Here is a 19,421-nt window from a genome sequence, read left to right as displayed (position 1 = left end):
TGTCGCCATTGCTGCATCTGCTGAATTTCAGCTTCTTGGGACTTGATGATGTCTTGAGCCAGTTGTTTGATTTCTGGGCGCTTGGACTTGCTGAGCGCATCTTGGGCCATCGTTACCGCTCCCTCATGGTGCGGAATCATGGCATTGATGAAGCGCAGATCAAACTCAGCATCGGCTGCGCCTAAGTCCATATCCATTGCCATGCCTTTTCTTTGATCTGCCGACATTGGCATAGCGTGACCCATCTGAGCATTCCAGGCGACGGGTTGAGCACTCGCGTTGGGATACCAGGCTTGTCGCCACTGCTTCAATGCTTCAATTTCTTTATTTTGTGCCGCGACAATATCGGCTGCTAACTTCTGAATTTCGGGCCGCTGCGACTTCTGCTGAGCCTCTTTTGCCATTGCTACCGCTCCCTCGTGGTGTGGAGTCATGGCATCTACAAATCGCAAGTCATATTCGGCATTGGCTGGCCCTAACTCCATGCTGGCGCTGTGGTCCATCGTGCCGCCGTGATGGGCGTTGCCATGATCCATTGGTTGGCTTGATCCAGCCGTGGTAGCAGCAGGGCTAGGAGTTTGAGCCTGATTTTGACTTGGGGTTGAGCAAGCATTCAAGAGGCTGGCAGTGGCGATCGCCCCTAGTAACAAAGCAATAGCGCTGATTCTCATCCGAAACATCCGATACATAAGTTCTCCGCAGAGAAATTGCAAAAGTCTATGCTGTTATTCTGAAGTCTCCCTTTGGCTGGAGTGTCAACTCTATATGTCAACTCTATAAATGAAATAGGCTCAAGCACCTTCCTGAGTTATCTACAGTCAGCTATTTACCCAAAGAAACCAGCGATACACAGTCACTCAGCATTGCACTTACTTATGAAATTAAGATGAAATTGCTCTATCTCCCAGGAATGAGATGCTTTTGAGAAGAATGATGACGGTCACAAATCGGCTCGGAAGGGTTGGGCAATCTATAGTAATGGTTGATGAAAGAGAATGACTCAAAACATTTTTCTCAGGAATAATATCACCGTGTTCGGCGAAGGCACCCAGCCTCTACTGTTCGCTCCTGGGTTTGGGTGTGACCAAAATGTGTGGCGTTTTGTAACGTCTGCCTTCAAAGACGATTACAAGATTGTCTTGTTCGATTATGTCGGGTCTGGAAAGTCAGATCTTCAAGCCTACAACGTCGAGCGCTACAGCGATCTCAAGGGTTATGCCCAGGATGTCCTAGATGTCTGCACCGCCCTGGACTTGAAAGACGTGATCTTCGTCGGGCATTCTGTGAGTGGTGTGATTGGGATGTTGGCATCTATTCAAGCCCCCCAACTCTTCAGCCATCTCATCCTTGTGGCTCCTTCCCCCTGCTACATCAATGATTTACCGGATTACCAAGGTGGATTCGATCGCCAAGACATTGAAGAACTGCTAGATCTGATGGACAAAAATTACATTGGCTGGGCCAGCTTTTTAGCCCCTGTGATTATGCAGAATTCAGCGCAACCAGAACTGACTCAGGAGCTTGAAACTAGCTTCTGCTCGACTGATCCGGTGATTATGCGTCGCTTTGCGGAAGTCACTTTTTTTTCTGATAACCGCTCTGACTTGCCTCAAGTGACAGTGCCATCTCTCATCCTGCAATGCTCTGAAGATGCGATCGCCCCTACTGAGATAGGACATTACCTACATCGCCATCTGAGCGAAAGCACCTTGCAAATGATGCAAGCAACAGGGCATTGCCCTCACATGAGCCACCCGGAGGAAATCATTCAACTGATCCAAACTTATTTGACTGAAACCCCTGCTAGCTGAGGCCCGCAACTGTAAGTTTATGATTTGCCAGATAGACGAGCCGTTCAATACAGCGCCGTGCGGTTTCCTCTCATTTAATGACGATGGCACCATTGCGATGCTTAACGCCACACTGTCGAAATTGCTGGGGTATGAGTCTAATCAGCTAGAGGGGATGCCCATTGAATCTATCCTACCGATCGCCAGTCGCATCTTCTATCAAACTCATTTCTTCCCGTTGCTGAAACTGCACGGCAAAGTCGAAGAAATCTACCTTTTACTCCGCGCTAAGCAGGGAGGTAATATCCCTATGCTCGTGAACGCGGTGCGCCAAGAACGAGGTGGTAGCTGCTGCAACGACTGTATCTTGGTTCCCATGCGCCAACGCATTCAGTATGAAGATGAACTACTGCAAGCGAAGAAAGTAGCAGAGGCAGCCACTCAGGCCCAAAACCAGGCTAATGCAGCGTTGGCGCAAGCTCAGGCAGCTCTAGAGATTAAGCAGGCAGAGCTATTAGAGTTAAATGTCAAGCTCGAAGAGCAAGTTCAGCAACGGACTGCTCAACTGCAACAAGCCCTGAATTTTGAGTCATTATTGCAACGAATTACGGCCAAAGTCCGCGACAGTCTAGATGAGCGCCAAATCCTCCAAACAGCCGTACAGGAATTGGGCTTAGGGTTGGACGTCGAGTACTGCGATGTCGAAGTATACCAGGCTGATCAAACGCGATCGACCATTGCTTACGCCTCCCACCAGACTCTAGCTACGGCTCAAGGCTGGTATCTGGACATTACGCCTCCCTCTCCTTGGGTGGATGTCTCTTTGTTAGCGGGAGAAGCGGTGCAGTTCTGTCCCTTCGGCCCAGTGAGTGCAGTTTTGCACTCTAGTCAATTGGTTGTCCTCGCTTGCCCTATTTATGATGATCAGGGAGTTTTAGGGGATCTGTGGCTGTTCCGGCAAAAAGAACAAATTTTTAGTGACTTAGAAATCCGGTTGGTCCAACAGGTCGCGAATCATTGTGCGATCGCGCTGCGCCAGTCGCGCCTGTATCGTGAAGCTCAGATGCAAGTCCAAGAACTGGAACGGTTGAGCCAACTCAAAGATGACTTTCTCAATACGGTTTCTCATGAGTTGCGTACCCCGATGGCTAGCATCAAACTGGCAAATCAAGTCCTAGAAGCGAACTTGAAAACGTTGGGTTTGTTGGCCGATGAATCCCATGCGATCGCTCGTTCCTGCAAAATCATCCGCGACGAAAGCCAGCGCGAGATGGAGTTGATCAATGATCTTCTCGATATGGCTCGGCTTGATGCTGATACTGAACCGCTTAACCTGGCTACAATTGATCTTCAGCTTTTTGTACCCTACTTTGTAGAACCGTTTATAGAACGGACTCGTCATCAACAACAGCACTTGAAGATCAATCTTCCTGAAAATCTCCCCCTTTTAACCACAGATATTTCCTATTTAGAACGAATTTTGATCGAACTGCTGCATAATGCCTGCAAATACAGCCCTCCTGGAGCCACGATCGCGCTATCGGCTCAGGCAACTTCAGCAGCACTAGAAATTCAAGTTAGTAATTCTGGAGTCGAAATTCCAGTCGCAGAACATGAGCGAATTTTCAGCAAATTCTACCGCATTCCCAATCATGATCCTTGGAAGCATGGCGGGACAGGGCTCGGATTAGCACTGGTGAAAAAGTTTGCAGAGCGCTTAGACATTGACATCCGAGTTGAAAGTAGTAGCGAGAAAACCACCTTTGTTCTAGAGTTTGAAGCTGCTGCATCAACATCTCTCTAAATCTCTCAAAATTTTTCTAAGCGTTCTGATCTCTGAGTGCTCTGATCTATAAGTGTTCTGCCCCCTGGACGCTCTTTGCCGTAGCTATGAACTATTGGACTGCAATATTAATGATGGATTTCAATATATTTTGAGAAATTTAGTCGTTCTTAATATATGTTGCAAAAATTAAGGGAACCCTAAGTGCAGCCACCCTTGAATCCTGAGTTGAATCGTGACTATGCTGCCCACCCACGACATCAGTTCATCCTTAAATCGGGAAGTCCTCCTCCACCGTATTGCGAATCGTATCCGTCAATCCCTGGAGCTTCCGGAGATCTTGAGGAAGACTGTGGCAGAAGTGCGTTCCTACCTGGGAACCGACCGAGTCAAGATTTACCAATTTCAACCAGACGGTCATGGCGTGGTGATTGCCGAATCCCTACAGAGCGATCGCTTGCCCTCCTTGCTAGGTCTGCACTTTCCCGCCGATGACATTCCGCCCTATGCGCGGGAGTTATTCGTGCGGGCTCGGCAACGCTCAATCATCAATATGGGCACCCACGAGATTGGCATCAGCCCTCTTAACTGTCCCGAAACTGGGGAACTGCTCAACGATACAGATATTCGCTATCGTCCCGTTGATCCTTGTCATCAAGAGTACCTGACCGCGATGGGCGTGCAATCTTCTATTGTGGTTCCGGTGGTGCTCGAAGCAGAAGCAACCGGGTCTTCTCAGGGTCCATCTCCCCAATCCCAGAGCCAACTTTGGGGGCTGTTAGTTTCTCATCATGCCGAACCGCATACGGTCACGGAAGAAGAGTTGCAATTCATTCAAGCAGTGGTAGACCAAGTTGCGGTTGCCATTGCTCAATCCATTCTGCTGGAGCAGGTGCGAGCCCAAGCACGGCAAGAAGCCAACCTGAATCGGGTGACAGCACTGCTACAAACGTCTCCCACTGTAGACTGGCAAGATGCCCTGAAGGAAGCTGCTGACACTCTTGACGGAGGAGGCAGGCTGTATTTATTTCCAGACACCCACCACCCCAGAGAACTTTATACCTGCGGCGAGCAGCCCACCTTAATTGATTCCACTCAGAATCGCTGTATTGAAGAAAACTTACTGTGGCAGAGATATTTGCACTCAGTCTTAACGACAGCTACAGATAGAACTGGATATCAACCTTGGTCGGTTGAGTGGATGCGGGCTGTTTACGAACTAGCAGAACCAACTCAATCTACCAAGCCAGCGCCTTCATCCTGGGCAGTGAATGATATCTATCAAGAACCCCTCTTTCGTACCTTGGCCCCCTTCTTTAGCGACACCAGGATTCGCAGCGCCTTAATTATTCCCCTGAAGCACGGCGCTCAAGTGATTGGTTGTCTCACCTTCTTCCGTAGTGGTCTTGATACTGAAACTCTTTGGGCTGGCTATCACAATCCAGATACGCGCCAGCTCATGGCACGGCAATCCTTTGACGTGTGGCGGCAAATCCAGAAAGAGCAATCGCAAAGCTGGGTGGAAGAAGAGATCAAATATGCCCAAGTTTTAGGAGAGCGTTTCTCAGCAACGGCAAAACAATATCGGCTGTACCAACAGGTGCAAGGACTCAACGCCAATTTAGAGCGCCAAGTTGAAGAACGCACTGAAGAACTCAGACAACGTTCTGAGCAGCTCCAGCAAACGAACATCGAGCTGGAATATTTAGTGGAGCGACAAACCACCCTATCGCGCATTGTGTCCAAAATCCGGCAGTCCCTAGAGATTGACACCATCTTTCAAATCACCACTCAGGAACTGAGCCAGGTGCTCAAAGCTGAACGAGTCGCTGTGTATCGCTTCAAGCCTGATTGGGGCGGAGAGTTTGTCGGCAACTACGAAGCCACCATACCGGAATGGCAAAGCATTGGTCATTTAGGCGTGAATATGGTCTGGGATGACACTCACCTGCAAGAAACCCAAGGTGGACGATATCGTAACGGTGAGATTTCTGTCGTTTCTGACATTTATCAACCAGGGTATGCTCAGTGTCACATTGACTTGCTGGAGCAGTTTGAGATCAAAGCTTTTATGATCGTTCCCCTCTTTGTGGGCTCTAGCCTTTGGGGACTGTTAGGTGTTTATCAACATTCGACAACTCGTCATTGGAAGCAGTCGGAAGTTGAGTTTGTCAGCCAAATTGCGACTCAACTTGGAGTCGCGCTACAACATGCACAATTGCTTGCTAGTACTAAACAACAGGCTGAACAATTAGCAAACACCTTAGCTGACCTGAATCAGACGCAACTTCAGTTGGTGCACAGCGAGAAGATGTCGAGCTTGGGGCAACTCGTGGCGGGCATTGCCCATGAAGTGAATAATCCGATCAACTTCATTCACGGCAACTTAGCGCCGATTCAGGAGTACACTCAAACCTTACTCGATCTGCTCCATGCCTATCAGCAGGAGCATCCTACCCCATCAGCAGCCCTAGATCAGCAGCTTGAAGATAGCGACCTGAGCTACATTGAAGAGGATTTTCCCAAGCTTTGCGCTTCCATGAAGCTGGGTACTGACCGGATTCGAGAAATTGTTCAATCTCTACGCAACTTCTCGCGCCTTGACGAAGCAGATGTGAGAGCGGTTGATCTGCATGAGGGTTTGGAGAGTACTCTTTTGATTCTGCAACATCGATTGAAGCCAGGTCCCACTAATCCTGTGATTGCCATTGAGAGGCACTACGAAGAACTGCCGTTAGTGGAATGCTATGCTGGGCAGCTCAACCAAGTCTTTATGAATTTGCTGAGCAATGCGATCGATGAATTAGTTGATGCTGCGACCGAGAGTACCACCTCGTCTAAAACCATCACCATTGCTACCCGCAGTGTCGATGCTGAGTGGGTAGAGGTAGTGATTCAAGACAATGGGCGAGGTATTCCCGAAGCCGTTCAAGCCAAGCTATTAGATCCCTTTTTCACGACTAAGCCTATAGGACAAGGAACTGGTTTAGGTTTATTTATCAGTCATCAAATTGTTGAGAAACACAATGGTGAGCTATTGTGCCGCTCTCAGCTAGGGCAGGGGACAGAATTTATCCTGAAGTTGCCCGTGCAGCAAAGAGTCGCGATCGCCTAAACCCTGCGAGTGCTGTGAAAATTGGTATTGCTTAACGCTCTAAATCACTGTTGCCGCGCTTGCAGCAGAGCAATTTTCACGCTTTCCCACTCTGCTTCCAACTGTAAAACTTGGGGATGCGTGCTTACCTCCCCTTGATGTCCGATTGTTTCTAGTTGGTTGCAAAGTTCACTAAAAGAGAAGATGCCGAGGAGGTCGCTACTCGACTTGAGGCTATGGGCTGCCAGCGCCAATGCTGCTGTATCCGCTTCAGCAATCGCCTGATGCATCGCTGCTAAGCGTCGAGGTACCTCCTCCAAAAAGCAATCAATCATTTGCAGAAACAGTTCAGAGGCATCTTCACCGACCCGCTCTTGAACTGAACGCTTCGCCTCGGCGATCGCGACTGCTAATGCAGATGAGGGGAGAGAGGCAGTGACTTGCGGGTAAACTTGACATTGGCTGAGTGCCCGCACCAATTCTTTCACCTGCACGGGTTTGCTAATGTAATCGTCCATGCCACAACTCAGGCACTCTTCGCGATCGCCTTGCATGGCATTTGCGGTCATGGCCACAATCCGGGGGCGATCAGTGGAACCCCATTCTCGGTAGATCGCTTGAGTCGCGGTTAGACCATCCATTTCTGGCATTTGCAGGTCCATCAAGATCACGTCGTAAGACTGGCGGCGTAAGGCTTCTAAGACTTCTAACCCGTTGCTAGCCAGATCAGCCCGATAACCGAGCCGCCGGAGGAGATGGGTGGCTACCTTTTGATTAGTTACATTATCTTCAGCCAACAGAATCCGTAAGGGTAAGCACTCGGCTAATTGTGAATCAAAGGGAGAGCTAATGGGACTGGACGAGAGAGACGTTGATTTAGTAACCGTGGCCCCAGCAACCGGAGCAACAATCGTGAAGTAGAAGGTGGAGCCTTGCCCAACCCGACTTTCCACCCATATCTTGCCGCCCATTAGCTCACAAAGCCGCTGGCTAATCACTAAGCCAAGACCTGTGCCTCCATACTTACGAGTGGTAGAAGCATCTACCTGGCTAAAAGACTGAAACAAGCGATGAAGTTGGTTTTGAGGAATGCCAATCCCTGTATCCCTCACTGCAAATCGAATCTCGTACTGGAGTGACTGTAGGTCTAGGGGTTGTCCTGTCACAGAAACCATGACCTCTCCTACCGGGGTAAACTTGATGGCATTGCTGAGCAAGTTCACCAAGATTTGCTGTAAGCGAGTCACATCTCCGACGATCGCGCTTGGTACCGTCGGTTCTATGGTGTAGGCTAACTCCAATCCTTTTCCATAAGCTTTCGGGCTGAGCAAATCTAGCGCTCGTTCTACACAAGCGCGCACACTCAAGGTTTGCTCCTCCAACTCCAACTTGCCAGACTCAATTTTGGAAAAATCTAAAATGTCATTAATCAGGGTGAGCAAGGTTTCACCGCTGCTGCGAATCGTTTCGGCAAAATCGCGTTGCTGAGGCGTTAATGGCGTATCCAGTAGCAGACCCGTCAACCCAATCACGGCATTCATGGGGGTGCGAATTTCATGGCTCATGGTGGCCAGAAACTTACTCTTGGCTTCAGTGGCTGCTTCTGCGGCTCGCTTTGTTTCCTCTAGAGAGAAGTTTTGCTGCTTGAGTTGTTGGCGTTGATGCCGCTCTTGTTCTAAAAGCTGAGCTTGAGCCAAGGCAATCCCTACTTGGTCGGCTACGGCTTCAAGTAACTCAATTTCATCGGCACTCCAGTCACGACGCTGATCACATTGATGCAAAGTAATGATGCCATTCGGCTCCCCTTGATAAGAGGTGCGGATCGCCAAGATGGATTTGATGCGGAACTCCTGACAGAGCGGCAGTAGGCATTGCAGTAGGGGGTTGCTATTAACATCAGCAGAGGCGATCGCTCGTTCTTGCGCTAAAACTTGTTGGGCATGGGGATTGTCATGAATCGGAATGCCGACTTGTAAGAGGGAGGAATACCCAGACTCTAAATATTCGGCTTTGACCTCCAGTTGCCGAGTTGGAGTAGCCATATAGCCAAGAATTAGACAGCGGTTGGCTTGGAAGGCTCGACCGATTTGAGCGACTGTCGTCTGAAAAATCTGTTCAGGATCGAGACTTTGACGAATTCTTTGAGTAATTTCTTTGAGCAACGAAGCGCGATGTAGTTGCTGCCTTAAAGCAATTGCGGCTTGCTGACGCTCAATTTCACTACCGCTCCACTGAGCCATTAGCTTCAACAGTTCTTTATCAACCGGTTGGAATCGTTCTTGAGTCGGCACACGGCTCCAGAAGCACAACACGCCATACATTTCACCCGCAACCAAGACCCGCATCCCAAGATAACTTTCGATTTTGAAGTCGGTATGACCAGGATGCTGACACCACTGGGATGCACTTGCATGTGGAATAAATAAGGGTTCCGCAAGTTTGAAGGTCTCTGAGCAGTAAGTTTGTTGAAGTTCAAAGATGGTGCCCGGTGTGACTGAGCCATCTGGAGCTTGGACTGCAATGATTTCGTAGCGATCGCCTTGAATATGAGATAGAAAACTAAACTCAAGCTGGAATTGCTGACAGCCGAAAGCCAACAGTTGCTGGAGGCGAGCCTCAAAGCCGAGTTCATGATCCACACTCAAGTTATATAAAGCGCGAATGGCTGCTGCGCCTTCTCGCAGTTCTCGCGCTGAGCGATTGGACTTTTGCTTGAGGTGGACTGCCAAGGCCAATACCCAGGCGAGAGACAGACCACCCAATAAAGTGATCGTTGGGAGCGGAGAATGCATCCGCTCTAGCAGGGCTGGAGTTGGCCAGACCTGGAGCCGCCACGTAACCCCATACATAGGAATGCGCGTTGCTCGTCCCCACTGCTTTTGCAGTTGCCTATTCGCAGTTGGGTCCTGGTAGATCTGCTCGTTCCCATCAAAAATTGCCACTGCGAAGCCCGACACATCTTTTTGCGTCAAGATGTTATCGATGAGCGTTTGAGTTCGGTACGTGGCAGCAATAAACCCATCAAACTGGGTTGGTTGAGGAAAGATGGGCACATATAATTGAAAGCCTTTACCACCTTGGGCTAAGTCAATCTCATGAGTCATCCGAATTCTTTGTTGGTCCCGCGCTGCTATGAGAGCCTGACGCTGCTGGGAGTCAGAGCCAAGGTTGAGGTTGAGCGCAGCTTCGTTTCCCTTCAGTGGGGCAATCCAGCGCACCTGAAGACTAGGATCTATCCAGGCGATCGCTTGATAGCTCTTAAAGTGCTCCAGATTTAAGTTGGCGTTAAACTCCCACTCTTCCTGAGGCGGCTTGCCCCCATGCTCCCACCGCTTAGCGATGCGTACCAAGGCCAATACTTTCGGCTGAATCTTTTCCTGAATCTCTAGCTTCAGCTTGGCTGCCTCTTGATCAACCGCACGTTGAATCTGGATTCCCTCTTGCTTCACGAGCGCTTGCCAAAGCCAAAGGCTAGCAGCTGAGGTGCTCAGACCCACTGCCAACGGCAATACAAACAATGAAGCCAGCGCGCGCTTTTGCAGCATGCCGAGAATTGCTAGCGGCCGAGTCAGCATCTTCTCAAGATTTTGGTTGCATAGAAATACTTTTCCCCACCAAGGCTGACTGAATCACTGTGGGTTGTGAATATCGAAACAAAACGCAACACCCTTGTGATGGGTGCTGCGTCAAAATGCTGTAAGTTTGGGGCAAAATCGTACGAACTTCGGGTCTTTCCTGCTTGTGGTGAAGGTTGAGCGCCACTGCTCATCTACAACATCGTAGCATCAGTCAATTTAGATCAGCTTTTGGTGGACGCAGGCGTAGAACAGCAGGAGGCCCAGTGGGCTAGGACACACAGCGAGTTGAGCCGCTCGGCTTACCTACTCCGGGCCGAACGCTCGTAGAATTCTCGGGTGCTGGTCTCTAGCTCTGAACCACTGGTTAACGGAATCAGGCTAAAGGGCGCAAACAAAAATAGGATGAGTGAGAAGAGGGAGACCTGCCTGCCAGATGTGGGTGAGATAGGTTTTGCGGTCCGGGGAGCCTGGAGGTAGGAGGCGATCGCTAAAGTCACAACCCAAATACTGAGTAGTGCCACAGCAATGGCCAAGATTGGTAGCAGCATAGAGCCTTCCAGCATTAGTACTTCTGTGGTTTATGTTTGCCACCATAACGAGGTCAAACTGTACCTGCAACATTTCTTAATAGAAAAGCCAAGTTGTAATATTTAGATACAACTCTCTTAGAAATCGCTCCCAATTTCTATCTGTCTATGATCCTGGCTGAAGAGACGGGAGCTTGAAGTCTGTCTCTCCACTTGGTTTTAAGGTCTAGAACCCATTGATAAGAATCCGCCGTATCTTAAAGCGTTTATGAGAGGTTCGATTGCAAGCCCTCCTGACTTCTATACCGCCTGTACCTAAGCAGATGAGTTGGTATGGTTTCTGCATTTTTTTACTTACATCTGTCACGGGTTGGAATTGCTTTGATTCTGAAACCCCTCAAATGATAGAGGGTTGTCTCTCTATAGGTCCGCTACCTTGTCGAGGACGATGGCAAGCTCATTCATGAGCCTGTTGCAAGGGTGGTTCCATCCATACCTTGCTGCACCCATTTCTAGGTGACACCATGAACCGTATTTCTTCAGTGCTAACGACTTTGGGCCTGGCTGCCACTCTAATTGGTATGCCCTCGGTCGTTCAAGCTTACCCCACGACTGCAATCACCGCTCCCATGGGGTCTGTCGATGCTTATAACGAAGGCGTGTACCAAGCTCAGCAAGGCAACTACTCTAAGGCGATCGCTAACTGGAGTCATGCGATCGCGTTCAATCCGCAATTCCCCGAAGCTCACTACAACCGGGGGCTTGCTCACTTAATGTTGGGCGATGCGTCAGCGGCGATCGCAGATTTCGACCGCACCCTAGAGATTAACCCGAAAGACGGGGATGCCTACAACAACCGAGGTCTAGCGCATCAAGCGTTGGGTAGCGAGTCTCAGGCGATCGCAGACTTTACTCAAGCCCTCCAGATAAATCCCCAAGATGCTGAAGCCTACCAGAATCGAGGCTTTGCTCGGCTGAGCTTAGGAGACAAAGCTGGAGCGATTCGGGATGCTCGGCAGGCTTCGGCTCTTTTCTTAGCGCAAGGCAATCCTCAGGAAGCGCTGCGTAGTGTTTCCTCAGACACGCTGTAGGAGAGTGAGGGGGATGGCTCTAGCTTTTCCCCTCACTCTCAGGATTAACCTTTGCTAAATCTCGTGCTAAATCTCGAAATTGAAGCCTTTTTCCCTGAGTTGGCGATATTTGGTTGCATCGAACTGATAGAGGTGGGCGGCTCGATGTGCAACGTCGGTTTGAGTTTCTTCTAGTTCAACCAATAGATTCATCTTTAGAAGCTTTTTGCGAAAGTTGCGTTTATCGAGCCGCATGCCCAACACAGTTTCGTAAAGAGTTTGCAGTTGGGAGAGAGTGAATTTTTGGGGAAGTAATTCAAAGCCGATCGGCTCATAGCGAACTTTGCCTTTGAGTCGAGCGATCGCTATATCGACAATTTGCGTATGGTCAAAGGCCAGCGAAGGGAGATGGGAGATCGAAAACCAAGCTGCTTCGCTGGCATCGGTGGCGGCTTCGATAGCATGCTTCCTGAGATTAACTAAGGCATAGTAGGTAACGGTGACAACGCGCTCACGAGGATCGCGATCGATCGCTCCAAATGTATATAACTGCTCTAGAAACACATCTTGTAGCCCTGTTTCTTCCTGTAGCTCTCGGCGAGCCGCCGCATCAATGGATTCGTCAATTCGGACAAAACCGCCAGGAAGTGCCCACTGATCTTGAAAGGGAGGTAGGTTGCGTCGGATCAGCATCACTTGCAGGTTATTCGGCTCATCCAGCCCAAATATTACGCAGTCTACAGCCAAGTTGGGGCGAGCATATGGGTACAGGTAGGCCATGGATTGACATTGTGTATTTTTGACACTAACCTTGTTGTCATAGGTACACTATCCCATAGTGGAGACCCAAATTAAATTAGCGGGTGGCTTGGAATGACAATTCAAACACAACTGCCGATTCCTCCCCACTTTGCTACTCAGCGCGTCGGTGAGGTGTGGCGCGTTCCTTATCAAGAGCGAGCAGTGCAGGCGAAAGCATGGGCTAAGCAGCAGGGGTTACAACCAGCCGCCAAAGACCAGACACGCATTTGCTTAATGGCGATCGATGTACAAAATACCTTCTGTATCCCTAATTTTGAACTGTTTGTGGGCGGGCGATCGAGCAATGGGGCTGTGGAAGATAACAGGCGATTGTGCGAATTCATCTACCGCAATCTGGACGTGATCACTGAGATTGCGCCAACCATGGACACCCACACAGCGATGCAGATTTTTCATCCTAGCTTTTGGGTGAATGGTGCTGGAGATCATCCCGCTCCCATGACCATGATTTCTTTAGCGGAAGTGCAGCAGGGTATTTGGCAGGTAAATCCTGCGATCGCCTACAGCCTTACTCAAGGCAACTACATGCTGCTAGAACGCTTTGCTTTGCACTATACCCAGCGCCTCAGCGACAACGGCAAATATCCTCTGACCATTTGGCCTTATCACGCCATGCTGGGCGGTATTGGACATGCGTTGGTTTCTGCTGTAGAGGAAGCCTGCTTCTTTCACGCGATCGCCCGCGACAGTCAGACTCATTTTGAGATCAAAGGGGGAAATCCCCTAACCGAGAACTATTCAGTGCTGCGGCCTGAAGTGCTTGATAACCCTGACGGTCACCCGATCGCCCAGAAAAATACCCACTTGATTCAAAAGCTGCTGGAGTTTGATGCGGTAATCATTGCTGGGCAGGCAAAAAGCCATTGTCTAGCCTGGACCGTTGATGATTTGCTCAGCGAAATCCAGGCCCAAGACCCCAGCCTGGCTAAAAAGGTTTATCTGCTGGAGGATTGCACTTCGCCGGTTGTAGTTCCTGGGGTTGTCGATTTTACGGAGCAAGCGAATGCTGCGTTTCAACGCTTTGCAGACGCGGACATGCATGTAGTGAAATCTACAGAGCCGATCGCGCTTAGAAACCACAATTAGCAGAATAAGAGGCGATCGCTCCCCTGATTACTAAGACGACATTACTGAGGTTCTACTAGGCGTTTGAGGCGCAGGTAGGCTTCCTCAGGGGTGAGGGGTTCTGATTCCGTTTCATTGGGAATGTAAAACTGGCGGCTATCGGGAAAATGACGCACCACGAAGCTGGGAATTAGGCCTAACTTCATGGCTTCATAGCCCAACTGTTCTGCTGTTTCGGCTAGGGTAAATTCGTCGTGGAAGTGGCGCTCAGTCATGATGAATCCTAACTCCTACAAACCACAGCAGTAGTCTTTGGTAGACTTTACCACATTAGATTTGTGGGTTTCTGTTGGTTAGGCTTTACCCAGCTACCTAGAAGGTTAGTTGAGGCTTGTGAAATTGGATTCGCTCTCCCTTCCGCTGGTCTGAGAAGGTTGTGAGAAACGGTGTCTATGCCAAACGGACTCTGTCTTAGGACAGTTTGGCCTGCAAGGTAAATGAAGTAGAAATTAGGATGATAAATCTCGTGAAAACTGTGTTCTATGAAATCAATGACTAAAGTCTTTTCTATAGTTGGACGCTGGACAGCTACTGTTCTATTTTGTGCTTCAGCGATCGCTTTCGTTTGGCAAGGTGCGTTCTTCTCGAACACGAGCGCAATGGCCGCTCCTGCTGCCACCTTAATCGCGACAAGCGATACAGGGGAGCAAGTTAAGAAAGAAAACAAGAGTTTTGTGAAAGATGCGGCAGAGAAAGTGAAAGAAACTGCCAACAAAAATGCGAGTCGGGTTGAGGACGCAACTGATGGTAGCGCCAACCCAATCCAGCGCAAGGCTCAGAGAGATGTAGCTCGCATTGAGAAAAGAGCCGATGAAGATGCAGCTCGGACTCAAAAAGCGATCGACAACAACGTAAATGCAGTTGAACGTGCGGTTGATAGCATCAAAGGTGTCTTCGGTAAGTAGACAATAAATAGCAACTTCTTGATTAGAGAGCGATGGAGAACTGAGTCTAACCAGTTCTCCATCGCTTTTTTAATGGTCAGCTATGCAGTGCGAGCTTTGAAGCTGAGAATGGCACCGAATTAGAGAATGGCAGCGATCGCCTCTTGTGCAATCTCTGGGTGACGTAGGCAGGATAATAACAACGGTTTGAAGCTATCCCAAGTCGTAGCTTCATCTAGCAAACTCCAGACGGTAGCTTTTAGTACAACGAGCGATGAAGCGTGGGCGGTATACCAATACACGAAGCCTTAATGTGCTTTCCATCGTTTCTGTTGGGTTGGGCGAACAAGTATGTCTACGCTGGATAGGGCTATTTCTGCATCCGTGCCGCCGGATGCTTCCGAGTATGCGGAAGCCTGGCACGTAAAACCAAGTCCAATTTTGTCGGTGCAAGAGTTGCTGGAGTTAAATGAGCGATCGGATCGCCAAGGCTGGCAGCAATTAAGCAGACATCTAACAGTAATGGTGGCTAGCGGTGCCATCTGGGGTTGGAGTTGGGGGCACTGGTGGATCGCAACTCCAGCATTGGTGGTCTACGGTTTTAGTCTGGCGTCGATGTTTGCACCTATGCATGAGTGTGCGCATCGGACGGCATTTGTTAGTCATCCCGTGAATGATGCGGTGGCATGGCTAGCCGGGGTATTGTCGTTCTACAACAGCACATTCTATCGGCGCTATCACAAGTGGCATCATCGCTATACTCAAATCCCCGGAAAAGATCCGGAGTTGGAGGATATCCCACCGACCAACTGGATGAACTACCTCTGGCAGATGAGTGGCATTCCCTGGTGGATGGGGAAGGGACGGAGACATATTCAGACTGCGTTCGGACAGTTTGAGGGATGTCCGTATATTTCTGAAACAGCGCGAAGAGAGGTGACGCGATCGATTCGGTGGCAGTTGGCCGTCTATGGCGGCGCGATCGCCCTTTCCATCGCTGTTCAACAACCCTGGTTCTTCATCTACTGGCTGTTGCCACTGGTGGTAGGACAACCAATCTTGCGTTTCGTTTTGCTTGCAGAGCACACAGGTTGCACCCAGGATGGCAATCCTCTGAGTAATACACGCACCACGCTGACAATGTGGCCGATGCGATTGTTGATGTGGAATATGCCGTTCCATGCGGAGCATCATCTCTACGCATCGATCCCCTTTCATGCTTTACCTAAGGCCCACGAAAAGTTGGCAGGGCAGTTCACTGAAGTAAGACCAGGATATGTAGCAGCCAACCGTCATATTGCTGCTCGGTTTGACGAGGCTGCCTGAGTAATTGGACCAGATGCTAGACGGTGGAGCACTGTCTTGCTCCAGTGCTAACCCTCTTTTTAGGAAAACCCCACATGACTCCAGCTCTGTCTGAAATCGCCCGTGAGCGTGGTATCCGCTATTTTTTGATCTCGTTTACCGATCTGTTTGGGACGCAACGAGCGAAGCTGGTACCGACAGCGGCGATCGATGCAATGGCAACTAGTGGTGCGGGATTTGCGGGGTTTGCCACTTGGCTGGATATGACGCCTGCTGACCCAGATATGTTTGCCCTGCCTGACACCAGCAGCCTGTTTCAATTACCCTGGAAACCGGATGTAGCTTGGATGCCCGCAGATCTAGTGACACCTAAAGGGGTATCGATTCAGCAAACTCCCCGTCTGGTGCTGAAGCGAGTGCTACAACAGGTGCAGGATATGGGCTACAGCGTCCAGACAGGAGTAGAATGCGAGTACTTTTTGTTGTCAGCCGATGGAGAAACGTTATCGGATTTGTGCGATCGCCAGATCAAACCCTGTTATGACCAGCAAGCCCTGATGCGGCGGTTTGATGTGATTGCTGAGATCTGCGATGCCATGCTCACTTTAGGGTGGGGAGCCTATCAAAATGATCATGAAGATGCCAATGGGCAATTTGAGATGAACTGGACCTATGCTGATGCACTCGTGACTGCCGATCGCCATGCTTTCTTTAAGTACATGGTGAAGGCGATCGCGGAAAAGCATGGGCTCCGGGCCACTTTCATGCCCAAACCCTTTGCCCATCTCACCGGGAACGGCTGCCATACCCACTTATCCGTTTGGGATGCGGTGGGCACTACCAACCTGTTTCATGATCCCGAAGGAGACCTAGGATTGTCATCCTTGGCCTACCACTTCATCGGCGGGGTTCTCCATGCCGCCCCTGCTCTCTGCGCCTTCACTAACCCCACGATCAATTCCTACAAACGCATCAACGCCCCTGCTACCCTCTCTGGAGCAACTTGGTCACCCAATACGATCAGTTACAGCGGCAACAACCGGACACATGCCATCCGCATCCCCGAACCTGGACGCTTTGAGCTACGTCTAGCCGATGGAGCTGCCAACCCCTATCTGCTACCCGCCGCCCTCATTGCCGCAGGGTTAGATGGAATGGTGCAAAAACGAGATCCGGGTCCTCGCTATGACAACAACAATTACACTCAGCCCCTACTTCCAGACACGGCGAAATCTCTTCCTGGCAACCTTCTCGATGCCCTACGCCAGCTAGAAAATAACTCGACCTTGCACGAATCACTGGGAGCAGAGTTTGTGCAGTCTTATTTGAAGCTGAAGCATCAAGAATGGCGTGACTACAGCACCCAAATCACTCCTTGGGAGCGAGAAACTACTCTAGATTGCTAAATTTCGACGGGTGCAGCAAAGGATGAGATGTGAATTATGTCACTTCCATCGTTAATAATTTTAGAGCGTTGAATCCTCCGGAAGAACCAAGCCAGTAAGCTTGAAACGGCTTAGGGTGGATATAGAGTTGCAGTCCTCCCTAGGAGCACCCGAAAAACAAAGACTAGTTCTTTGAGACCAATATTTTTTAACTGTGCTACGGCTGCGCTACTGCCCTCACTCGGAGGCTCGGCGATCGCGATGAGGAAAAACCACGCCTTATTTTTTAACTGGCCTGCTCACTGGACGAGACGACGGTTCGTGCGATTTGGGATCGTGGGGTGCGCTTTACCGATCGCGGTTTCTCAAATAACGCGTTGTGAAAATCAGAATTTATCAGTTATGGGAACTTCAAAGCAAATCGATTCAGCCGCTACAGGCCAACTACGGTCTCGACCAGAACAGCCTACAGTGTTTGGAAAACCTGGGCTGCATCCTCTCCAGTTAAGTGAAAAAAGAGATGGTTTCCTTTATGTGCCTGCTAGCTATCGCGCCGATCGCCCCGCTCCTTTGGTGGTGATGCTACATGGTGCTGGAGGAGATGCTGAGGGAGCGCTGACTATCCTTCAGCAAATCGTTGATTCAGTCGGAGCCATTGTATTGGCAGTTGACTCGCGGCGGCAAACTTGGGATGTGATTATGGGTCAATATGGGCCAGATATTGCCTTTATTGATCAAGCGTTGACTCAAACCTTTAGCCGCTATGCCATCGACCCTCAGCGAGTTGGAGTAGCTGGGTTTTCCGATGGCGCTTCTTACGCCCTCTCTCTAGGCATCATGAATGGGGATCTATTCACCCATGTCCTCGCTTTCTCACCGGGATTTATGGCTCCGATTCGGCAAGCAGGCGATCCACATATCTTCGTCTCTCACGGAACCCAAGATAAAGTTCTCCCAATTGATCGTTGTAGCCGCAAACTGGTGCCGCAACTAAAAGGAGCTGATTACAACGTCCTGTATCAAGAATTTGAGGGACCGCATACAGTCCCAACGGCGATCGCGCGGGGAGCCTTGGAGTGGTTTATTCAGACCGATCCAACCCAAGCCAATCCCAACCAAAGCTAAGCCCTTCCGGATGCAGTAAGGCAATCGCTGGAAGGGCTTAGGAGCTGCAAAAAAGTAGTAGAAATTTTATGGCAGCAATGCTGAGCGGGAGCTGGCTATTCCCTCAGCTTGAATGGTTGAGAAGGCCGCTTCACCCAAAATTCGATGCGCTGCTGTAGTGGGATGAATGCCATCCCAAAACAAAAACTGATTAGGATTGCCACAAGCATTAGAACCTGCTAAACATCCACTAGTGACATTGGTGAAGCCAAACTTGATTGGATTACTGATGGCTTCTCGGTAAAGTGTATTGGCATCTAGAGTCGCAATCTGTAAATCTGGATGCTGCTGAGTCAGCACTTTGAGCGATCGCCGTAAGCCTTGATTGTGGGTTTGGCTCAAGGCACTGAGAGTCTTAGCTTGGCCTCCATTCCGGGTAGAAGGAAGCTGCCCCAAGTCTGGTAGGTTTGCCACTAAGATCTTTCTCGCTCCCACTTTGTTCAGCGATGCGATCGCCTGAGTAATATTCTGGATTGGGCCATTGGTGTTGCTGACTCCTTGCAAATAATCATTTGCCCCTGCCCACAAAACATACAGAGCTTTAGAATCTGCTTTTGGATGGGTTTGGGTAAATGAGTTGACTTGGCTGAGCAGCCCCGGAACTAAACTGCTGCGATCGCTGCTAGTTGTGGCCCCACCATAGGCAAAGTTACTCGTCTGCGCATTAGATAAAGAGAGACGATCGCCCAGATACTCCACCCAGACTCGACCATTTGAGTAGCGTCCTTGGTGGTACGTGGGACGAGGCGGATACATCCCTCCAGTTGCCCGAAACACAGTGCCTACATCTGAAAGGCTGTCTCCAAACACATAGAGCTGATTAATGGGAGTGGAACCTTGAGTGGATAGTGTCAGTGCAACCATAAGACTTAAAAACGCCAGAATTACTGCTAA

Annotated in this window: 16 protein-coding genes; 9 read left to right on the top strand and 7 right to left on the bottom strand. The window is 49.8% G+C overall.

From position 1 onward, the window contains the following. On the bottom strand, positions 1-689 hold a 689-nt coding region (locus tag H6F68_RS08510; protein ID WP_190558117.1), incomplete at its 3' end, for a DUF305 domain-containing protein. Between the two features lie 306 nt (positions 690-995). Here H6F68_RS08510 and H6F68_RS08505 point away from each other — a divergent pair. From H6F68_RS08505 to H6F68_RS08495, 3 genes are all read left to right on the top strand, one after another. Continuing rightward, complete coding sequence (locus tag H6F68_RS08505) at positions 996-1,811, top strand: alpha/beta fold hydrolase (protein WP_190442988.1); 816 nt, start codon at positions 996-998, stop codon at positions 1,809-1,811. Between the two features lie 19 nt (positions 1,812-1,830). Next, the gene (locus tag H6F68_RS08500) at positions 1,831-3,594 is read left to right on the top strand and encodes an ATP-binding protein (RefSeq protein WP_190558115.1); all 1,764 of its coding nucleotides are present in this window, start codon (positions 1,831-1,833) and stop codon (positions 3,592-3,594) included. Positions 3,595-3,814: 220 nt separating this feature from the next. Continuing rightward, positions 3,815-6,688, top strand: a complete 2,874-nt coding sequence (locus tag H6F68_RS08495) for a GAF domain-containing protein (RefSeq protein ID WP_190558132.1) — start codon at positions 3,815-3,817, stop codon at positions 6,686-6,688. A 44-nt stretch (positions 6,689-6,732) separates the two neighbouring features. On the opposite strand, the gene H6F68_RS08490 is transcribed toward H6F68_RS08495, so the two are convergent. Both H6F68_RS08490 and H6F68_RS08485 read right to left on the bottom strand, forming a co-directional pair. Then, entirely contained in the window at positions 6,733-10,212 is a 3,480-nt protein-coding gene (locus H6F68_RS08490; protein ID WP_190558113.1) for an ATP-binding protein, read from the bottom strand. 332 nt (positions 10,213-10,544) lie between these two features. Next, positions 10,545-10,793, bottom strand: a complete 249-nt coding sequence (locus H6F68_RS08485) for a hypothetical protein (protein WP_190558111.1) — start codon at positions 10,791-10,793, stop codon at positions 10,545-10,547. A gap of 503 nt (positions 10,794-11,296) precedes the next feature. Between H6F68_RS08485 and H6F68_RS08480 the strand changes: the two genes are divergently transcribed. Continuing rightward, positions 11,297-11,863 (top strand): tetratricopeptide repeat protein, encoded by a 567-nt coding sequence (locus tag H6F68_RS08480; RefSeq protein ID WP_190558109.1) that lies wholly within the window; start codon positions 11,297-11,299, stop codon positions 11,861-11,863. A gap of 66 nt (positions 11,864-11,929) precedes the next feature. Here H6F68_RS08480 and H6F68_RS08475 read toward each other — a convergent pair whose 3' ends face one another. Continuing rightward, entirely contained in the window at positions 11,930-12,622 is a 693-nt protein-coding gene (locus H6F68_RS08475; RefSeq protein ID WP_190558107.1) for an NrtR DNA-binding winged helix domain-containing protein, read from the bottom strand. Between the two features lie 93 nt (positions 12,623-12,715). Between H6F68_RS08475 and H6F68_RS08470 the strand changes: the two genes are divergently transcribed. After that, positions 12,716-13,750: an isochorismatase gene (locus tag H6F68_RS08470; RefSeq protein WP_190558105.1), complete on the top strand. Its 1,035-nt coding sequence runs from the start codon at positions 12,716-12,718 to the stop codon at positions 13,748-13,750. A 41-nt stretch (positions 13,751-13,791) separates the two neighbouring features. Here the strand turns inward: H6F68_RS08470 and H6F68_RS08465 are convergent, their stop codons facing one another. Next, a complete protein-coding gene (locus H6F68_RS08465) occupies positions 13,792-14,004 on the bottom strand; it encodes a hypothetical protein (protein WP_190443004.1) in 213 nt (70 codons plus the stop codon). Positions 14,005-14,280: 276 nt separating this feature from the next. Between H6F68_RS08465 and H6F68_RS08460 the strand changes: the two genes are divergently transcribed. Continuing rightward, entirely contained in the window at positions 14,281-14,694 is a 414-nt protein-coding gene (locus H6F68_RS08460; RefSeq protein WP_199299981.1) for a hypothetical protein, read from the top strand. A 119-nt stretch (positions 14,695-14,813) separates the two neighbouring features. Here the strand turns inward: H6F68_RS08460 and H6F68_RS08455 are convergent, their stop codons facing one another. Further along, entirely contained in the window at positions 14,814-14,975 is a 162-nt protein-coding gene (locus H6F68_RS08455) for a hypothetical protein (RefSeq protein ID WP_190558101.1), read from the bottom strand. Positions 14,976-15,024: 49 nt separating this feature from the next. Between H6F68_RS08455 and H6F68_RS08450 the strand changes: the two genes are divergently transcribed. The 3 genes from H6F68_RS08450 to H6F68_RS08440 all read left to right on the top strand — a co-directional run bounded on the left by H6F68_RS08450 (position 15,025) and on the right by H6F68_RS08440 (position 18,488). Then, complete coding sequence (locus H6F68_RS08450) at positions 15,025-15,999, top strand: fatty acid desaturase family protein (protein WP_190558098.1); 975 nt, start codon at positions 15,025-15,027, stop codon at positions 15,997-15,999. Between the two features lie 74 nt (positions 16,000-16,073). Continuing rightward, positions 16,074-17,384, top strand: coding sequence for a type III glutamate--ammonia ligase (glnT, locus tag H6F68_RS08445; RefSeq protein WP_190558096.1), 1,311 nt, complete (start codon positions 16,074-16,076; stop codon positions 17,382-17,384). A gap of 381 nt (positions 17,385-17,765) precedes the next feature. Beyond that, complete coding sequence (locus H6F68_RS08440; RefSeq protein WP_190558095.1) at positions 17,766-18,488, top strand: alpha/beta hydrolase; 723 nt, start codon at positions 17,766-17,768, stop codon at positions 18,486-18,488. A 66-nt stretch (positions 18,489-18,554) separates the two neighbouring features. Here H6F68_RS08440 and H6F68_RS08435 read toward each other — a convergent pair whose 3' ends face one another. Beyond that, positions 18,555-19,391 (bottom strand): SGNH/GDSL hydrolase family protein, encoded by an 837-nt coding sequence (locus H6F68_RS08435; protein ID WP_190558093.1) that lies wholly within the window; start codon positions 19,389-19,391, stop codon positions 18,555-18,557. Between the last annotated feature and the right edge of the window lie 30 nt (positions 19,392-19,421).

The organism is Trichocoleus sp. FACHB-262, from assembly GCF_014696035.1.
GTDB lineage: Bacteria > Cyanobacteriota > Cyanobacteriia > FACHB-46 > FACHB-46 > Trichocoleus.
The sequence above is the reverse complement of the archived record's forward strand: the minus strand, read 5'-3'. Positions and strand labels throughout refer to the sequence as shown.

Excerpts from the sequence above, each read along its gene's own strand:
- H6F68_RS08470 (WP_190558105.1), top strand. The coding sequence starts at position 12,716 with ATGACAATTCAAACACAACTGCCGATTCCTCCCCACTTTGCTACTCAG.
- H6F68_RS08450 (WP_190558098.1), top strand. The coding sequence starts at position 15,025 with ATGTCTACGCTGGATAGGGCTATTTCTGCATCCGTGCCGCCGGATGCT.
- H6F68_RS08435 (WP_190558093.1), bottom strand. The coding sequence starts at position 19,391 with ATGGTTGCACTGACACTATCCACTCAAGGTTCCACTCCCATTAATCAG.
- H6F68_RS08460 (WP_199299981.1), top strand. The coding sequence starts at position 14,281 with ATGACTAAAGTCTTTTCTATAGTTGGACGCTGGACAGCTACTGTTCTA.
- H6F68_RS08475 (WP_190558107.1), bottom strand. The coding sequence starts at position 12,622 with ATGGCCTACCTGTACCCATATGCTCGCCCCAACTTGGCTGTAGACTGC.
- H6F68_RS08485 (WP_190558111.1), bottom strand. The coding sequence starts at position 10,793 with ATGCTGCTACCAATCTTGGCCATTGCTGTGGCACTACTCAGTATTTGG.
- H6F68_RS08495 (WP_190558132.1), top strand. The coding sequence starts at position 3,815 with ATGCTGCCCACCCACGACATCAGTTCATCCTTAAATCGGGAAGTCCTC.
- H6F68_RS08500 (WP_190558115.1), top strand. The coding sequence starts at position 1,831 with ATGATTTGCCAGATAGACGAGCCGTTCAATACAGCGCCGTGCGGTTTC.
- H6F68_RS08490 (WP_190558113.1), bottom strand. The coding sequence starts at position 10,212 with ATGCTGCAAAAGCGCGCGCTGGCTTCATTGTTTGTATTGCCGTTGGCA.
- glnT (WP_190558096.1), top strand. The coding sequence starts at position 16,074 with ATGACTCCAGCTCTGTCTGAAATCGCCCGTGAGCGTGGTATCCGCTAT.
- H6F68_RS08505 (WP_190442988.1), top strand. The coding sequence starts at position 996 with ATGACTCAAAACATTTTTCTCAGGAATAATATCACCGTGTTCGGCGAA.
- H6F68_RS08480 (WP_190558109.1), top strand. The coding sequence starts at position 11,297 with ATGAACCGTATTTCTTCAGTGCTAACGACTTTGGGCCTGGCTGCCACT.
- H6F68_RS08440 (WP_190558095.1), top strand. The coding sequence starts at position 17,766 with ATGGGAACTTCAAAGCAAATCGATTCAGCCGCTACAGGCCAACTACGG.
- H6F68_RS08465 (WP_190443004.1), bottom strand. The coding sequence starts at position 14,004 with ATGACTGAGCGCCACTTCCACGACGAATTTACCCTAGCCGAAACAGCA.